At 40.8% G+C, this 15,733-nt stretch carries 16 protein-coding genes; 3 read left to right on the forward strand and 13 right to left on the reverse strand.

The genetic code is table 11. The annotated features are described in order from the left end of the window. Positions 1-2: 2 nt before the first annotated feature. Together D1013_RS01650 and D1013_RS01655 are read left to right on the forward strand one after the other, a co-directional pair. The gene (locus tag D1013_RS01650) at positions 3-518 is read left to right on the forward strand and encodes a DUF2480 family protein (RefSeq protein WP_121847225.1); all 516 of its coding nucleotides are present in this window, start codon (positions 3-5) and stop codon (positions 516-518) included. A gap of 79 nt (positions 519-597) precedes the next feature. Further along, entirely contained in the window at positions 598-1,530 is a 933-nt protein-coding gene (locus D1013_RS01655; RefSeq protein WP_121847226.1) for a DUF3078 domain-containing protein, read from the forward strand. Between the two features lie 554 nt (positions 1,531-2,084). Here the strand turns inward: D1013_RS01655 and hflX are convergent. Beyond that, complete coding sequence (hflX, locus tag D1013_RS01660; RefSeq protein WP_121847227.1) at positions 2,085-3,296, reverse strand: GTPase HflX; 1,212 nt, start codon at positions 3,294-3,296, stop codon at positions 2,085-2,087. Between the two features lie 77 nt (positions 3,297-3,373). On the opposite strand from hflX, the gene D1013_RS01665 reads away from it, so the two are divergent. Continuing rightward, complete coding sequence (locus D1013_RS01665; protein WP_121847228.1) at positions 3,374-4,348, forward strand: endonuclease/exonuclease/phosphatase family protein; 975 nt, start codon at positions 3,374-3,376, stop codon at positions 4,346-4,348. Between the two features lie 8 nt (positions 4,349-4,356). Here D1013_RS01665 and D1013_RS01670 read toward each other — a convergent pair whose 3' ends face one another. The 12 genes from D1013_RS01670 to D1013_RS01725 all read right to left on the reverse strand — a co-directional run bounded on the left by D1013_RS01670 (position 4,357) and on the right by D1013_RS01725 (position 15,724). Then, positions 4,357-4,827, reverse strand: coding sequence for an FKBP-type peptidyl-prolyl cis-trans isomerase (locus tag D1013_RS01670; RefSeq protein WP_121847229.1), 471 nt, complete (start codon positions 4,825-4,827; stop codon positions 4,357-4,359). 43 nt (positions 4,828-4,870) lie between these two features. Then, entirely contained in the window at positions 4,871-5,584 is a 714-nt protein-coding gene (locus D1013_RS01675; protein ID WP_121847230.1) for a 3'-5' exonuclease, read from the reverse strand. Continuing rightward, entirely contained in the window at positions 5,568-7,388 is a 1,821-nt protein-coding gene (locus tag D1013_RS01680) for a DUF4153 domain-containing protein (RefSeq protein ID WP_121847231.1), read from the reverse strand. Before D1013_RS01680 ends, D1013_RS01675 begins: the two co-directional genes overlap by 17 nt. A 245-nt stretch (positions 7,389-7,633) precedes the next feature. Next, the gene (locus tag D1013_RS01685; RefSeq protein WP_121847232.1) at positions 7,634-8,107 is read right to left on the reverse strand and encodes a methylated-DNA--[protein]-cysteine S-methyltransferase; all 474 of its coding nucleotides are present in this window, start codon (positions 8,105-8,107) and stop codon (positions 7,634-7,636) included. A gap of 1 nt (position 8,108) precedes the next feature. Further along, positions 8,109-9,230, reverse strand: coding sequence for a CNNM domain-containing protein (locus tag D1013_RS01690; RefSeq protein WP_121847233.1), 1,122 nt, complete (start codon positions 9,228-9,230; stop codon positions 8,109-8,111). Positions 9,231-9,281: 51 nt separating this feature from the next. Beyond that, positions 9,282-10,589: a serine hydrolase domain-containing protein gene (locus D1013_RS01695; RefSeq protein WP_121847234.1), complete on the reverse strand. Its 1,308-nt coding sequence runs from the start codon at positions 10,587-10,589 to the stop codon at positions 9,282-9,284. Between the two features lie 28 nt (positions 10,590-10,617). Beyond that, on the reverse strand, positions 10,618-11,607 hold the full coding sequence (hemB, locus tag D1013_RS01700) for a porphobilinogen synthase (RefSeq protein WP_121847235.1): 990 nt from the start codon (positions 11,605-11,607) through the stop codon (positions 10,618-10,620). A gap of 96 nt (positions 11,608-11,703) precedes the next feature. Beyond that, entirely contained in the window at positions 11,704-12,306 is a 603-nt protein-coding gene (locus tag D1013_RS01705; protein WP_162987776.1) for a hypothetical protein, read from the reverse strand. Further along, the gene (gene hemF / locus D1013_RS01710; RefSeq protein WP_121847237.1) at positions 12,297-13,199 is read right to left on the reverse strand and encodes an oxygen-dependent coproporphyrinogen oxidase; all 903 of its coding nucleotides are present in this window, start codon (positions 13,197-13,199) and stop codon (positions 12,297-12,299) included. Before hemF ends, D1013_RS01705 begins: the two co-directional genes overlap by 10 nt. Next, positions 13,196-13,834 (reverse strand): hypothetical protein, encoded by a 639-nt coding sequence (locus D1013_RS01715; protein WP_121847238.1) that lies wholly within the window; start codon positions 13,832-13,834, stop codon positions 13,196-13,198. The genes hemF and D1013_RS01715 overlap by 4 nt, the downstream gene beginning before the upstream one ends. Further along, complete coding sequence (locus D1013_RS01720) at positions 13,831-14,370, reverse strand: GNAT family N-acetyltransferase (RefSeq protein ID WP_121847239.1); 540 nt, start codon at positions 14,368-14,370, stop codon at positions 13,831-13,833. The genes D1013_RS01715 and D1013_RS01720 overlap by 4 nt, the downstream gene beginning before the upstream one ends. Before the next feature lies 1 nt (position 14,371). Next, a complete protein-coding gene (locus tag D1013_RS01725) occupies positions 14,372-15,724 on the reverse strand; it encodes a TrkH family potassium uptake protein (RefSeq protein ID WP_121847240.1) in 1,353 nt (450 codons plus the stop codon). Positions 15,725-15,733: the final 9 nt, after the last annotated feature.

Genomic DNA, 15,733 nt, shown 5'->3' on the forward strand with positions numbered 1-15,733 from the left:
AAATGTCCGATAACGCTGAACCTATTTTAAACAGGGTCGCCCAGAGTAAGTTGATTACATTCGACCTAGAGGATTATTACCCGAAAGGTACGCGAATAGCATTGGATATTTCTGATTGGCTTTTCGAGGGAATTATCCTTAGGGAAAAAGATTTTAGAGCTGCTATCGAGTCTCATGATTGGTCTCAATACCAAGATGCTTTTGTAGCGGTACACTGTTCGACCGATGCCATTGTGCCCGGTTGGGCCTTTATGCTTTTGGCGGCCAAACTGGCTCCCTTTGCGAAAAAAGTCGTTCAGGGCGATTTAGAATTACTGGAGACCTCTCTCTACGAATCGGTTATAGAAAATTTAGATCTGAGTACTTTTAAAGACCAATTGGTTATCGTTAAGGGCTGTAGCAGAAAGCCTGTTCCTCCAAACGCTTACTTGTTGATAACCCAGCGCTTACAGCCTATCGTAAAGTCCCTCATGTACGGTGAGGCTTGCTCTTCAGTACCTCTGTTCAAGAGAAAATAATCGTTGATAAACTTGTTTATTAAATGTTGGCATCGTTAACTTTGTTGTTAATAAACACGTATTCACTAACATTAACATTATGAAGAGATTAGTAATTTCTTGTATCGCAATTCTGGCTTTTTCGGCGGGTTTTGCGCAAACAATCGATGAGTTGAAGGCCGAGCAAGCGGTCAAGAAAGACTCCATCAAAGCTATTCAGGGTAGGGTCAATGCCCTACAGTCTAAAATCGATGCTTTTCCTGGTTGGAAGACGGGAGCTTTCGGTACCATTGGTGCCAATCTTTCAAAATTCAATAACTGGTATTCGCAAGGTGTGCCTAACAACTCATCAGGTAATATCGGTGTTACCGTTAACGGTTTTGCCAATTTGGATAAGGAAAAATTCTTCTGGAGAAACTCAGGGGTAGTTAACCTACAATGGGTAAAAATCGACGATAAAGATGATCCGACCGATGAAGAAGGCTTTACTGGTACTACCGATGTATTTACGATCACATCACTGTACGGTTATAAACTGAACTCAAAATTTGCCATCTCGGCTTTGGGCGAATACCGTACCTCAATCATCAATAATTTTAACGACCCTGGTTACCTTGACCTTGGTGTTGGTGCTACTTGGACGCCGATTAAAGACATGGTAGTGGTTATTCATCCGTTGAACTATAACTTTGTGTTTGCCGATAATGATACCGCTTACGAATCTTCTGCTGGTGCCAAAATCGTAGTCGACTATACAAAACAGTTAGGTGCCATTAGCTTTAAGACCAACTTCTCTACTTTTCAAAGTTATAAGGATGGTGACCTGTCTAATTGGACCTGGATCAACTCATTTGGTTATACCCTTTGGAAAAATATTGGTGTAGGTTTTGAATTCGGATTAAGAGGCAACAAGCAAGAGGCTTTGGCCAATGCATTGTCAGTTGAGCCCCTACCGACCCCAACCCCTACATTTGAGAATATTGACAACGACTTACAGAGTTATTACCTGTTAGGTCTTAACTATTCGTTCTAAGATAACGCGATACAAAAAGAAATGCCGCAACCATTGGTTGCGGCATTTTTTGTTAAGTAGGGTCGGTAATTTGGTACAGTCAATAAAAAATCAAACCTAGGTCAAGTGTTTTAATTTGGGACGTAACACTAAATTTCAAATACATTACGAATTTACCATTAGTGCTTTTCTTTTAGAAAGTTTTGTTGCGAACAGCTCTTATCCTGTGGTGAAATACGTTAAAGCGTTCATTTTTTCGATGAACGGATACAATAAACTGTTTTTCATGAAACGAAATGTAAAATTGAGACATAAAAAAACCCTCTAAAAGAGGGTGATTTTATTGTAGGTATGAGTAGGTAGTTTAAGTTCCGATTTGGGATTCGTTACTTCATAATCTAGGTTAAGTTCAAGGTGCGATTTGGGGTTGCTCTATCACTTAATTACAATGTAAAACTACGGCTGTCTTACCTGTTTTCTAAATTATTGTTGTGTAGCTAGGTAGTTGTGTTGTGAAAAATACCACCTGCTTTGTTTGATCGATGAACGACCTCAAACATCGAACTTTAACCAGACTAATACTCGTCTAAATTCTCAGGATACAAGAAATTGTTATAAGGAAACCTGGTTACATGAATGTCCCTCACTTCATTGTAAACCCTCTTTCTGAACTCGTCAAGGTTTTCTTTGTTTAGGGCGGAAATAAAGAGTGCCTTATCGCCGACACGTTGCATCCACGTTCTTTTCCATTCTTCAATGGTAAAGTGTCTTTCAGTTCTTTCCGTAACTAGGTCGTCTTCATCGATTTCGGCATGTTTGTATTGGTCGATTTTGTTGAAGACCATAATGGTATTTTTATCGGCACTATCAATTTCATCTAAAATTTGATTGACCGATTCAATGTGTTCTTCAAATTGAGGGTGAGAGATATCCACAACGTGTAAAAGCAAGTCTGCTTCTCTAACCTCATCAAGTGTGCTTTTAAAGCTTTCTACCAATTGGGTAGGCAGTTTGCGAATAAAACCGACGGTATCACTTAAAAGAAACGGTAGATTGCCTATGACTACCTTTCTCACGGTAGTGTCCAAGGTGGCGAATAACTTGTTTTCTGCAAAGACTTCACTCTTGCTTATAACGTTCATTAGCGTCGACTTACCTACATTGGTGTAACCGACCAAAGCAACACGAACCAAGGCACCTCTATTGCCGCGCTGCGTTTCCATTTGCTTGTCTATTTTTTCAAGCTTCTTTTTGAGCAATGTGATGCGATCCCTAACAATTCGCCTATCCGTTTCAATTTCAGTTTCTCCAGGTCCGCGCATACCGATACCCCCGCGTTGTCTCTCTAAGTGCGTCCATAAACCTGTAAGTCTTGGCAATAAATACTCATATTGTGCGAGTTCTACCTGAGTTCGAGCATAACTGGTTTGGGCCCTTTGCGCAAAGATGTCCAGAATGAGACTGGTTCGATCTACAATTTTACAGCGAAGTTGCTTTTCGATATTACGTTGCTGTGCCGGTGTCAGCTCGTCATCAAAGATGACCGACCCTACCTTATTTTCTTTTACGAACGACTCGACCTCTTCCATTTTACCACTACCAATAAGTGTTTTGGGGTTGGGCACGTCTACTCGCTGTACAAATCTCTTAACAACTTCTCCACCGGCCGTGTAGGTCAGAAATTCTAGCTCATCTAAGAACTCGGTTACTTTTTCTTCGTTTTGCTCACGGTTGATTACCCCGATCAAAACGGCCTTTTCATGTTCAATGGTATTCTTTTCTATCATACATGTTGCAAAATGCAAATTTAAAAAATACTTGCCGACCTATTTTCGTTATTTTAATAGACCAATAAGGTAGTACTATGAATTTTTCATTGACGAAAAGACCGAAAAACAAACACTTATACACCATTGCCTTCTATAATCTGGAGAATTTGTTCGATACCGCTGATGATATTCGAACCTTAGATGATGACTTCACACCGAAAGGTTTTAAAAAGTGGACTCATAAACGATATAAAAAGAAACTGAACAAATTATCTAAGACCATTGCCAAACTGGGGCATTACGAAACTGATTTACCCCCGACCCTAGTAGGTGTTTCGGAGGTCGAAAACCATCATGTTGTAAAGGATTTGTTGGCCAGCGGGCCGCTAAGGAATTTTGATTATAGCTATGTACATTTTAATTCGCCAGATGAAAGAGGTATAGATTGTGCGCTTATATATGATCGGAAGCACTTTGAAGTTGAATTTTCAGAACCTATTCAGGTACTGGTCTTTGAAGAGAACGGCATTAGGGACACAACCCGTGATATTCTTTATGTAAAGGGAAAGTTGAAAAATGAAACCGTTCACATTTTTGTCAACCATTGGCCTTCCCGAAGGGATGGAGATTCAAAAACCGCCCATAAAAGGATAACGGCTGCCAAAACCATCAATGACTTTATGATGGGTATCGAAACTTCTGAAGCGAACCCTAATTATATAGTTATGGGTGATTTTAACGATGACCCGCAGTCAGAAAGTGTGAAGTTTTTGACGGAGACCAAGGGTCTCTATAATCCGATGGAAAAATTGATTACCCCGACCCGAGGCAGTGCGAGCTACCGACTTTCATGGATGCTTTTTGATCAAATAATCGTATCCCATACTTTTTTAAATTATGAAAAGGGCACCCATAGTTTTGCGCATGCCAATATATTCGACAAGCATTTCTTGAAAGAGTTTAAGGGAAAATACAAGGGTTCACCTTTTCGAACCTATGTTGGGCGCAAGTATTTAGGTGGGTATAGCGACCATTTTCCGGTGTACATTCAGTTGAAGTACAATTCTTAGTTTAGGCCTTAATTGGTACTGATCAAATTCACATCAAAAATCAATACCGAGCCTCCTGGAATTCCCAAATAATCGTAGCTGCCATAAGCGAGATGCGAGGGTACCAATAACATGCCGCTACCACCTTCTTTGAAATAGGCAATACCTTCCGTCCAACCCGGGATCACTTGCTGTAGGTTAAAGGTTGCCCCTTCTTCGCCACTTTCGTCAAATACCGAACCATTCAAAAAATAACCCTTGTAAGCTACCGTAACATCTGACGTTGCGGTAGGCTGGTTGCCATCACCCGGTTCTTCAATGATATAATAAAGGCCGGTTTCACTTCTTTGCGCGGTCAACTCGTTTTCTTCAATATAAAGTTTGATATCTTCTTCGTTTTGAGCCCTGTAATCAATAGGTTCGGGTGCAGGGTTTGAAGAGTTGTCATCTAAACACGAGGCTAGACTTAAGAACAAAAGGGGGAGTAGTAGGTATTTCATGATTCTGTTTGGCCGTAAAAATATAGAAAAGAAGCTAAATCGGCTATACTTTTTTGATTTCACTTTCCTCTAATAAATCATCGCCCCTAAGCCGTAAGAACACCTGTGCAGTGGTCACTACATCCAATTCACAGTAATTAATAATTCGGTCGATATCTTTTTCTTCGTAATACACCTGTCGAACCATACTACCGTCGATATCTTGTTTTGGTGAGGGAATACCTAGTATATGGGCTAGTAGTTTTAAGGATGTAAAATGTTTGTAGTCTCCAAATTTCCATAACTCCATAGTGTCGAGGTGCGGAACCTCCCATGGTTTTTTGCCAAAAAGATTCAGCTTATACGGAAGTTCAATTCGATGAATAATCATTCTACGGGCGATGTAAGGAAAATCAAACTCCTTGGCATTGTGGCCACACAAAAGGTATTTCGAGGCGCTAAAATGGCCATTCAATAAATTCTTGAATTCTTTTAGAAGCGCTGCTTCCTCACCGTGAAATGTAGTAGTGCGAAAGGTTCGGTTTTCGCCCTTAAGATGAAAATATCCTACCGAGATACAAATGATTTTTCCGAACTCTGCCCATATACCCGCACGCTCGTAGAATTCTTCAGCCGTAAAATCCTCTTTTCGTTGGTATTGAGATTTTTGTTCCCATAGCTCTTTCTTATCATCGGTTATAGATGAATAGTCTTCATATTCCGGAACGGTTTCAATATCTAAAAAGAGAATATGTTCTAAACTAATCTTGTTGAGCATTTTCGTTCGTTTTTATGAGCAGATAAGCAGAAGCATTATGAATATTTAATGAGTCTTTTGGAAAAACAGTATAGGATAAATTGGTAAAAATCACTTTTGCTTTTAATTCTTCGTTTTCTAAAAATAAGCTCCTTTTTTCAATGGGCATACCGCTTAAATCTGTACCGTTTTTGCCTATATCCTTTAGAAAATCACTTAGCTTAAACTCTACCATACTACTGTCGTTCTTCTTGTTCAGAAGTTTTAAAGAATGGTCTTCGGTTTGATAATCTAGCTCAAACCTTTCCGTCAAAAGCTGTTTATGGAGGTAATCGCCAAAATGAATCTCTGAAAAATAAGAAAATTCTGAAATATCATGCAGTTGAAGTTGCTCTTGGTTCTGGTACAAAGAATAATGGACACCATAGCTCGACGGACTTTTATTTGAATCAGGGTCCACCGTAATGTCTAGGGAGTCCATAACGGCGCGGGTGTCTACATAGGTATATTTTTTCCATCTGCTGTGAACGGTGTCTTGCATCGCTTCTTTCATTGCGATTCCTGTAATTTCATCCAATTCAGAAATGGCATTTCGTTTTTCGAGATAGTCGATGATAGAGGTCAACTGATCAAATTCATCGGCCGTCGCCATTTTTCCGTTTAAACTGACTTGGTCATAAACTTTTTTGAATTGGTTGGTTTGGCTCGTTTTCGAAACGTAGAAGGCACTCCAAGGGCCGAAAGATGATAGTATGGCCAACCCGAATAAAGACAGCGGTAGTACGATTAATTTGTTGTTTCTGCTGATGAGTAGGTAAAGCGCCATGCCCAAAATCCAAAAAGCAATGACGAGAACGAAATACCGGTTTTCGGTAATTCCATAGTCCGCCACTCTTCTAAAAATGGCTACAAAAAGTAATACAATCAATGGCAGAAGGGCGTAATAAAACCAAGGGTAAAAGTTTCGAATGGTCCATGCCTTTGCATTTTTCTGAATGGGGTTGATAATCACTTGTACTAAAAAGCCCAATAGTGCCAAAGCCGTAACCAAGTAGGAAACCCACCCTTTTGGTAACTGCCATTGTAATAATATTTTGCCGCCGTATGCGTACAGAATAACCACATACAAAATGACCAATGGTATTAATATGAATTTGACAAAAACCTCTAACGCTCTCTCAAAGTATATTTCTCTTTGATGGCGTACCTGTTTAGGGAAATCTGATAAATAGATCCATGTGTTCACAACGCCCAAACAGAAAACGAACAGTTGACCGTACCTCTCACCTTTAATATTGGCCTCGAAAAGCGCATCTATTGCCAATAAGGCAAGTACAAGGCCTAGGTAGAGCACTCCAGAGAAAAGAGCGCTGCGTACAATTGCCAGCCCAACTGATTTGAGGTAGTTCCAAAAAGCGGTTTTGTTCCAGAATTTTATGAAGGGGGCAAACAGCACAAAAAGATGACCGCCAATGAAGTATAAAAAAAAGCGGATGGAATATACAGGGTTGTTGTCTAGGTCTTTGGTACCGGGCAAATGCCAGTAGAACAAAAAGAGCAGCACAATGATTAGCCCCTTAAGCCAAAGCCATTTATTAGGTTGCCTTTGCTGTTCTATAAAAAATTGGCTTCCGATATGCCAGCATATACCTAAAATTAGGGTCAATATGATATCGAGTTTTTCCTCTAGTTTATTACCACTATCGAAATCTATAAGATACATGATGTAAAAGCTGCCAATAATGGCCCAAGTAAGCGTAACCGGAAATCGCTTAAAAGCATTCTGGGCCTTGTCGGTTATCTCTTTGATGGATGGTAGTTGCATGAAAGTGGTATTAACATTCAAACAAATGTATACTTAAACGGAGCTATTTTAATCCCTGAAAATAGTGATTTCTGTCAAGTGTCGATAAACACTATGATATAGGTGAAAACCGACTCATCGGTTGGTATCAAGCAAAATAGATTTTTTATAACCTCTATGAACGGATAGTTTCTATCTGCGAATAGGCATTATTGTCATTCTGGGGGAAGGATTATTCAAGAAAAAGACCGTACAGTCTGTAAATTTTAAAACAGACTTTGTTGTTTAACCGGGCTCTCATGCTCTAAAAGCCACTTTTTTCGATGTAGACCCCCGGCGTAACCGGTCAATGAACCATCGCTGCCAATAACCCGGTGGCAAGGAACGACAATCCACAATGGGTTTTTTCCGTTGGCGGAGGCAACGGCCCTAATCGCTTTTACATCACCAAGTTCTTTTGAAAGATCGAGATAGGATACCGTTTTTCCAAAAGGGATTTCGACCAATGCATTCCACACTTTCTTTTGAAAATCTGTTCCTTTGGGGTTCAAAAGTAGGCTGAATTGATAGCGGTCACCATTAAAATATTCATTTAGCTGATTGGCGGCCTCCTTCAAAGAGTCGGGCAAGATACCTGTAGGAGAAACCTCTTCATCAAGCACCGTTATTGAAGAAATTCCGTTTCCGTCACCTTCTAGTTTCGCAGGCCCTAAAGGAGTTGCTATGTAGGCCGTATCCACGTTATTTTTTATTGAGCTTACTCTCTAGAATTCCGGCACGCTGTGCCCTGTTTTCCCAGTTTTTTCGCGCCAAATCTTGCAAATCGGCCACGTTATCACTTTCGTCCATAATTTCAAGACCTAAAAGAGTCTCTATAACATCTTCCATAGTGACCAGACCGCTTACCGAACCATATTCATCGACTACGAGTGCAATGTGTTCTCTTTTGGCAATCAAGGTCTCGAATAGTTTGGGTATAGGCGTTCTTCTCTCGGTAACAAGTATTTCCCTTTTTATTTCCGAAAGAGGAATGTCGCCATTTTCGTTGACCATTTCTTCCAGAATATTGTCCTTAAGAACAAAACCATCAATATGGTCCATTTTTTCCCCGTAAACGGGTATTCTCGAAAACCTCATTTTCGGGTTATCCTCAAAAAACTCTCGAATCGTTTTCTTTTCGGAAGCAATTTTCATAACGGCCCGTGGTGTCATAATATCTTTGACAAAGACTTCATCAAAGCGAAGTAAGTTCTTTATGATAGTCGATTCAGATTTCTCAAATACGCCCTCTTCTTGCGCAATGTCGGTCATGGCCGTAAAATCTTCTCGACTCAATACGCTGCCTTCGTGCCCTTTACCGCCCACCAATCGGGTGAAAAGCTGTAATAACCATAACAACCCAGTGTATTTTAGAGCCAGAACCATTATTCTCAAGGTCTTTGAGGTAAAATTGGCGAGCGACTTCCAGTAGGTAGCGCCGATAGTTTTCGGAATAATCTCAGAAGCCACCAAAATCAAAATAGTCATGAGGGTAGAAACCACCCCTACCATTAAATCTTCGGTAAATGGTACACCAAAAACAGTTCTTTGGGCGCTGCCATACATTTGGGCATAGGCTGCTTTCGCCTGAACACCTACCAAGATCGCACCCACGGTATGGGCCACGGTGTTGAGTGTAAGAATGGCAATTAGAGGCTTATCAACATCTTGCTTTAACTGCTCAAGCTCTAATGCATAAGCCTTGCCCTCTTTCTTTTTAACGTTGATGAACGTAGGGGTTATACTTAATAGAACCGCTTCGAGTACCGAGCAGAGAAACGAGAAAAAAATGGATATTAGCGCGTAGAATATCAGCAGACCCATAGTTAGATTGTTTGCCGACGAAGATACCAATATTTATGTAACCTTATGCTCTTAATCGGTTGATAGAGTGGCTTGATAGAATACTTGTTGAACCGCCGAGCGAATGTTTAAACTGTACAGGTTTCGATGGTCTCTTGAAGGATTTACTCGATTGCTTAGAAAAATATATACCAATTGGTTTTCTGGGTCGGCCCAAACGAACGTTCCGGTGAAGCCCGAGTGACCAAAACTGCTTTTGTCTACTTCAGGGGCCGGATAAGCATCATCTAGACTTAATTCGGAGTTATTGAGCAGAGGCTTGTCAAAACCAAGTCCTCTTCGGTTATCATTTTCAGGATATTGCACTTTGATGAATTCCTTCACGGTTGCTTCCGAAAAGTACCTTTTTCCATCATAAACACCGTATTGCATGTACATCTGCATGAGTTTGGCCAAATCGGTAGCCTTGGCAAAAAGGCCGGCATTACCCGATACACCGCCCAAGAGTGAGGCATTTTCGTCATGTACCCAACCTTGGGTGAGGGTGTGGCGAAACAGGGTGTCAACTTCCGTGGGCACAATGGCATTTGAGAAACCTTTCTTTTTGGGTGTAAAGCCCATTGTAGGGGTATTTAGTGGTAAATAGAAGTTTTTCTCTAGATAATAATCATATGAGCTGTCGGTGATTTGCTGTATAAGTTCTGGGAAAATGAGAAAGGTCAACCCGGAATAGACATATTTTTTATCGGTGGACACCTCAGATTTGTCTATTAGACGATACATCTTTTTATTGAAGTTGTTTTTGATGAAAATGTCATCATAAACTTGATTGGAGAATCTTTTGTTGGAGTTCTGGTGGATGTATTTAGACTTGATACCGCCCTTGTCATCTATCACTTCGTTCAAGAAAATGATATAGGGTACTAGACCCGCTTGATGTGATAAAATTTCTCTTAGGGTTATGTCTTTCTTGTTGTCCTCTTTTTTCCAACGGGTCCAATAATCACTAAAGGGCTTGTCAAGTTCTAATTTTCCTTCATCTACCAATTTCATGACGGCCGGTAATGCCGCCGTAATCTTGGTAACCGAAGCTAGGTCATAAATATCATTGGTTTTGACGGGCTGGTTTTTGTTGTAAGTATGGTAACCATATGCTTCGTGAAAAATGATTTTACCGTTTTTGGCGACTAACACCTGTGCCCCAGGAAAAGCCTCTTGTTCGATTCCGTTTGTGATAATAGAATCCACCCGTTGGTGAATCAGTTCAGAATCGAGCCCCACTTCTTCAGGAGTGCCATAACTTAATACGTCACTATTCTGGGAAAGACCAGTAACGCTATAGAACACAAGTATTATTCCGAGTAGTATATTTTTTTTCATTGGTGGATGGTTGGGTTGGTATAAAGGTTTAGCTTAGCAGTTTCACCGCATCTTTGGCAAAATACGAGGCGATAATATTGGCACCGGCTCTTTTGATGGCATAGAGTTGTTCTAACATAACGGCATCATGGTCTAGCCACCCTTTTTCTGCAGCGGCCTTTAGCATGGCGTACTCACCAGAAACTTGGTAAACAGCTACAGGAACATCAACGTCGTTTCGAATTTCCCTTACGATATCTAGATAACAAAGCCCTGGTTTGACCATAACAATATCTGCCCCCTCATCAATATCCATTTCGGTTTCCTTAATGGCTTCGTACCGATTGGCATAATCCATTTGATAAGTCTTTTTATCCTTCGGAATATCTTGAATATCAACGGGAGCCGAGTCAAGCGCATCCCTAAAAGGACCGTAAAAGGCACTTGCATATTTAGCGCTGTAACTCATAATGGCCGTATTATAAAAGCCCTCGTCTTCAAGAGCCTCTCGAATAGTCAAAATACGACCATCCATCATATCGCTCGGGGCCACCACATCGGCACCGGCTTCGGCGTGGGAGACGCTCATTTCAGCTAAAACCTCAGAAGTTTTGTCATTCAAAACTCTGCCGTTTTCAATAATTCCATCATGTCCGAAAGATGAAAAGGGGTCTAAAGCTACATCGGTCATTACCAACATTTCAGGGCATACATCTTTTACGGTTTTAATGGCTCTTTGCATAAGCCCGTTGGGATTCAAGGCTTCTGTTCCTTTATTATCTTTTAAATCATCGGCCACTTTTACGAAAAGTAAAACGGACTTTAACCCCATTCCCCATAATTCCTTCACTTCTATTGCCAAGTTATCTAAGCTCAAACGATAATAATCGGGCATCGAAGCTATTTCTTCCTTTATGTTTTTACCTTCAACCACAAAAAGGGGCACCAAAAAGTCATTGGGAGACAAAACGGTTTCGCGCACTAAATGACGCATGCTTTCCGATACTCTTAATCTGCGATTTCTTCGAAGTGGGTACATATATTGGTATTTTAAAAAAGCTATTTTTAGGATTCGAAAATTACCCTGACTGTCGGTAATATCAAAGTTTTAAGGGCTAAAAGTGAAGCAATAAACCTATGGAGAGTCTTCTTTGCACCTAAGTATTCTTTTAAAGGAGTCGCAATAACCATATGCTGCCCAAAGTGCCGAATCTTTTTTGATTTCAAGTACATTCTGTCCTGAATCTATGTACTCTTTTGTCGACTCGACCAAAGGATGGTCATAATCTCCTATCTTAATAATCGATTTGTCCCCTGGTATGGTGACTTTGTTTTCATAGTCATAGCAAAAAACGAGAACCTTATCACTAACTTTCAGGTCTAGTTGATGAAAACTGTCCATAGTTACATAGCGCTGGGATGCATACTTACCTTCAATTTCGTCATTTATGTAAAGTACCTTTTCAAGTTGAATGACTCCTTTTTGAGAGGTATAAAGCGGACCTGCCTTTTCATCTGCAGCTTCGAGATGTGTAAGAACCCCGGTAAAGACCAAGCTGTAGGGTTCGCCGCAATAACCAATAAAGGGTCCGGCTTCATCCCACCAATACGTATAAGGGATTTGTAGTGTGTCTTGGGTAAACACAATTTCAATATCACTTTTGGCCGTCTTCTTTTTACATGAAAATATGTATGCCACAGCAAGTAGGCAAAAGACATATTTGCACTTTATGCCCACTCTTGAGGGTTTTGGAGAACTTGCAACAACTTTTCTTCTTCACTGTCCTTCGTTGGGTGATGGTCATACCTCCACTGCACATGAGGTGGCAAACTCATCAGAATGCTTTCTATTCTCCCATTGGTTCTAAGGCCGAAAAGCGTACCCTTGTCGTGTACTAGATTGAATTCTACATAGCGTCCTCTACGTATTTCTTGCCAATCACGCTGCTCTTTGGTGTAGTGCAAATCTTTTCGTTTTATAACGATTGGTATGTAGGAGTTTAAAAAGCTATTACCTACACCGGTAACAAAGTTGTACCAGTCCTCCATAGTAAAATCCTCCTGTGCTTTACAGTAGTCGAAAAAGAGTCCGCCAACCCCACGGGCCTCGTTTCTATGGGCATTCCAGAAATATTCGTCACATTTCTTCTTGTAGGTGGAATAGAATTCTGGTTGATGCGCATCGCATACCTGCTTGCAGACTTCATGAAAATGCCGAGCATCCTCTTCAAAAAGATAATAGGGCGTAAGATCTTGACCGCCTCCGAACCATTGATCTACAATGTCCCCATTTTGATCGTACATCTCAAAATAACGCCAATTTGCGTGAACCGTTGGTACCATGGGATTCTTGGGGTGCAATACCAAACTCAATCCGCAGGCAAAGAAATCGGCATCTTTTACCCCAAAATATTTTTGCATGCTATCAGGTAGCTTGCCGTGAACTTTTGAAATGTTGACACCGCCCTTTTCAAATACCTCTCCATCTTCAATGACCCTGGTGCGACCACCGCCGCCTTCTTCTCGAATCCATTGATCTTCATGAAATTTGCCAACGCCATCAACCTCCTCTAATTTCGAGGTAATGGTATCTTGAAGATTTTGAATGTAGTTGAAAAACGTTTCTTTCATGAAGTTATCGACTTTGAGCTTGTTTTAGGGGCAAAAGTACGCTTTAAAAGTAAAGCCTCGATAAGGGCCAGACCGCAATAGTAGAACACGCCAAATGCCATAGCGGAGTGGGGCAGGTCGACAAATGCGCCTTCATACTTTAAATCTTTACCATAGCCGCTTAAACGTATAAATTCTTCGGTAAGGCCTAGCTTCGGAATATAATCAGCGCCGAAAACAAAGATAAAAATCATAAAAAAGTACATCATAGCTGCCATCACCGACTTATAAAAAGCCCTGTTTCTAATTTCTATAGAAACATCTGAAAAGGCAAATCGCATTCGGTTGAAAACAACCATGAGATAAATGTACATGACCGTATTGTCGTCTAGGGCATTATTCATAGCCCAAGCAAAGACGCCATAGAAAGGTATGAGTACAAAAAGAGATATTTTTTTGGGCATAACGGCCATAAAGACCCCTGAATGTACCATGATGAACTCAAATATCATGAGTAAAGAAAGGGTGCCCAACTGAGGAAGGTCATCCATAGTCGGGTGATGCCAAATAGAGAAAAATTGATAGGCGATGACTACATCCATTAGTACACCGGCATATTCAAACTGCCTATCGTATCTTTCAATAATCCTCATCATCGATTAGCGTAGAGTTCGAATAACATCATATCCAATGCATTTTCATTTGGCGGAGTATGAGCCTCTTTGAGAATCTTTACGTAACTAAAACCACAATTCATGGCTACCCCGATGCTGGCCTTATTCGTATGATGAACAATTATTTGCAAGGTTTTGAGTCCGACCTTCGTAAAAGCAAAGTTTACCGTTTGCTTGATGGCTTGGCTCGTCCAACCCCTGCCTTCATATTCACTATCAATACAATAAGCGAGCTCACCTTGCCAAAGGTCTCTGTCGATATTTTTCAGAATGACCAGCCCAATTACCGATTTAGTCTCTTGCTCCCTGATGGCAAAAGTGAATTCAGATTGATAGTCGAATTCAACGTTTTTCAGCAAAATAAATGCTTTTGAAGCCTCTTCTGTTAAGTTTTGGGCCAATGTCATTGGAAAAAACCTTTCAAACCTCTCACTATTCTTCACCATAAGTCGTGATAGTGCCGCTGCATCATCGGCAGAGAGTTGATCTAATAAAAAGCCAAGGTTTTTGTGGTTCATATTAAACGGCAATATCGTCTCTTAAAGCCTTTTTTTCATCGGTTTGCAGCTGTTTTGCCCAAAGGGCAAGACCAAAAGTAAGTACCCCTAACCGACCGATAAACATAAGAACGATGATAATAAGCTTACCTAAGCTGCCCAAATCACCCGTAATACCTGTGCTGAGCCCCACGGTTCCTAAGGCCGAGGCGACTTCAAATAACAAGTCTTCAAATCTAAAATCTTCAATGAATGAGAGTGCAAAGGTTCCTAGAGCAATTATACTAGTGTAAAAAATAAAAGAGGAGGTGGCTACGTACAATCGTTCGTAAGGTATGGCCCTACCGAAGAACGTAATTCTAGTATGGTTTCGAAGCCTACTTTTCATAATGGCGATCACTGCTGTCAGGGTGGTTATTTTCATACCTCCGGCCGTACCGGAAGGAGATGCACCCACGTACATCAGAAATATGGTCACTAAAAGCATGGGAAGTACAAAAGCCCCATAATCAACCGTGTTGAAACCCACGGTGGTCATGGCAGACATACTTTGGAAGAATGCCGCCCAAATACGTTCGCTACCATTCAACTCACTAATGGTCGGTTCGTAGATGTAGAAAAAGAGAAAGCCCATGGTCAGTAAGGTCAAAGATCCCATGAGAATAATTTTGGTCGTAAAGCTGAGCTGATGGTTTTTTTCCTTAAGAAAAAGCACGAAATCGGTAACTACGATAAACCCTAAAGAACCAGCAATCGCTAAGAAAGAAGTGGTGCTATTGACCAGTAAATGGTCGGTATAAGTGGTTAAACCCGATTCAAAAAGACTAAAACCGGCGGTGCAAAAAGCGCTTATACTGTGAAAAAGTGCATTCCAGAAGGTCTGCCAGAAACCTAGGCCTAAGGGATTGAAAGAAATATAGTAGAGAACCGTTCCGATAGCTTCCATTATCAAGGTAAAAAAGATGACCGACTTAAGAAAATCACTTATCTGGATAGTTCTGGGAAGTGTAAATTCCGTCTTAAGAATATTTTGATGCCATCGGGTCATCTTTCTAGAGGTGGAAAGAATCATAAAGGTGGTAAAGGTAAGATACCCTATGCCCCCAAGTTGGATCAAGCCCAAAATGACCAGTTGGCCAAAAAAATTATAAGAATGGATGACCGATACCGTTGCGAGACCCGTTGTAGAAACTGCAGAGGTAGCAACAAACAAGTTGTCAAGAAATGACACGGGCACTTTTTGAAGCCAAGGTATGCACAAGAAGAGCGTGCCAAAGACGACATAACTCAAAAAGCCATAAAAGAGGTTTTGCTGCGGACTCAGACCTAGCTTAAACCTTAAGTACCTTCCTGAAATTACCTTTAAAAGGCTCATGTACAGCTC

Source organism: Euzebyella marina (assembly GCF_003687485.1).
Classification (GTDB): domain Bacteria; phylum Bacteroidota; class Bacteroidia; order Flavobacteriales; family Flavobacteriaceae; genus Euzebyella; species Euzebyella marina.

Bases quoted from the DNA above. Each gene is read 5' to 3' on its own strand.
- D1013_RS01650 (WP_121847225.1), top strand. From the start codon at position 3: ATGTCCGATAACGCTGAACCTATTTTAAACAGGGTCGCCCAGAGTAAG.
- D1013_RS01655 (WP_121847226.1), top strand. From the start codon at position 598: ATGAAGAGATTAGTAATTTCTTGTATCGCAATTCTGGCTTTTTCGGCG.
- hflX (WP_121847227.1), bottom strand. From the start codon at position 3,296: ATGATAGAAAAGAATACCATTGAACATGAAAAGGCCGTTTTGATCGGG.
- D1013_RS01665 (WP_121847228.1), top strand. From the start codon at position 3,374: ATGAATTTTTCATTGACGAAAAGACCGAAAAACAAACACTTATACACC.
- D1013_RS01670 (WP_121847229.1), bottom strand. From the start codon at position 4,827: ATGAAATACCTACTACTCCCCCTTTTGTTCTTAAGTCTAGCCTCGTGT.
- D1013_RS01675 (WP_121847230.1), bottom strand. From the start codon at position 5,584: ATGCTCAACAAGATTAGTTTAGAACATATTCTCTTTTTAGATATTGAA.
- D1013_RS01680 (WP_121847231.1), bottom strand. From the start codon at position 7,388: ATGCAACTACCATCCATCAAAGAGATAACCGACAAGGCCCAGAATGCT.
- D1013_RS01690 (WP_121847233.1), bottom strand. From the start codon at position 9,230: ATGGGTCTGCTGATATTCTACGCGCTAATATCCATTTTTTTCTCGTTT.
- D1013_RS01695 (WP_121847234.1), bottom strand. From the start codon at position 10,589: ATGAAAAAAAATATACTACTCGGAATAATACTTGTGTTCTATAGCGTT.
- hemB (WP_121847235.1), bottom strand. From the start codon at position 11,607: ATGTACCCACTTCGAAGAAATCGCAGATTAAGAGTATCGGAAAGCATG.
- hemF (WP_121847237.1), bottom strand. From the start codon at position 13,199: ATGAAAGAAACGTTTTTCAACTACATTCAAAATCTTCAAGATACCATT.
- D1013_RS01715 (WP_121847238.1), bottom strand. From the start codon at position 13,834: ATGATGAGGATTATTGAAAGATACGATAGGCAGTTTGAATATGCCGGT.
- D1013_RS01720 (WP_121847239.1), bottom strand. From the start codon at position 14,370: ATGAACCACAAAAACCTTGGCTTTTTATTAGATCAACTCTCTGCCGAT.
- D1013_RS01725 (WP_121847240.1), bottom strand. From the start codon at position 15,724: ATGAGCCTTTTAAAGGTAATTTCAGGAAGGTACTTAAGGTTTAAGCTA.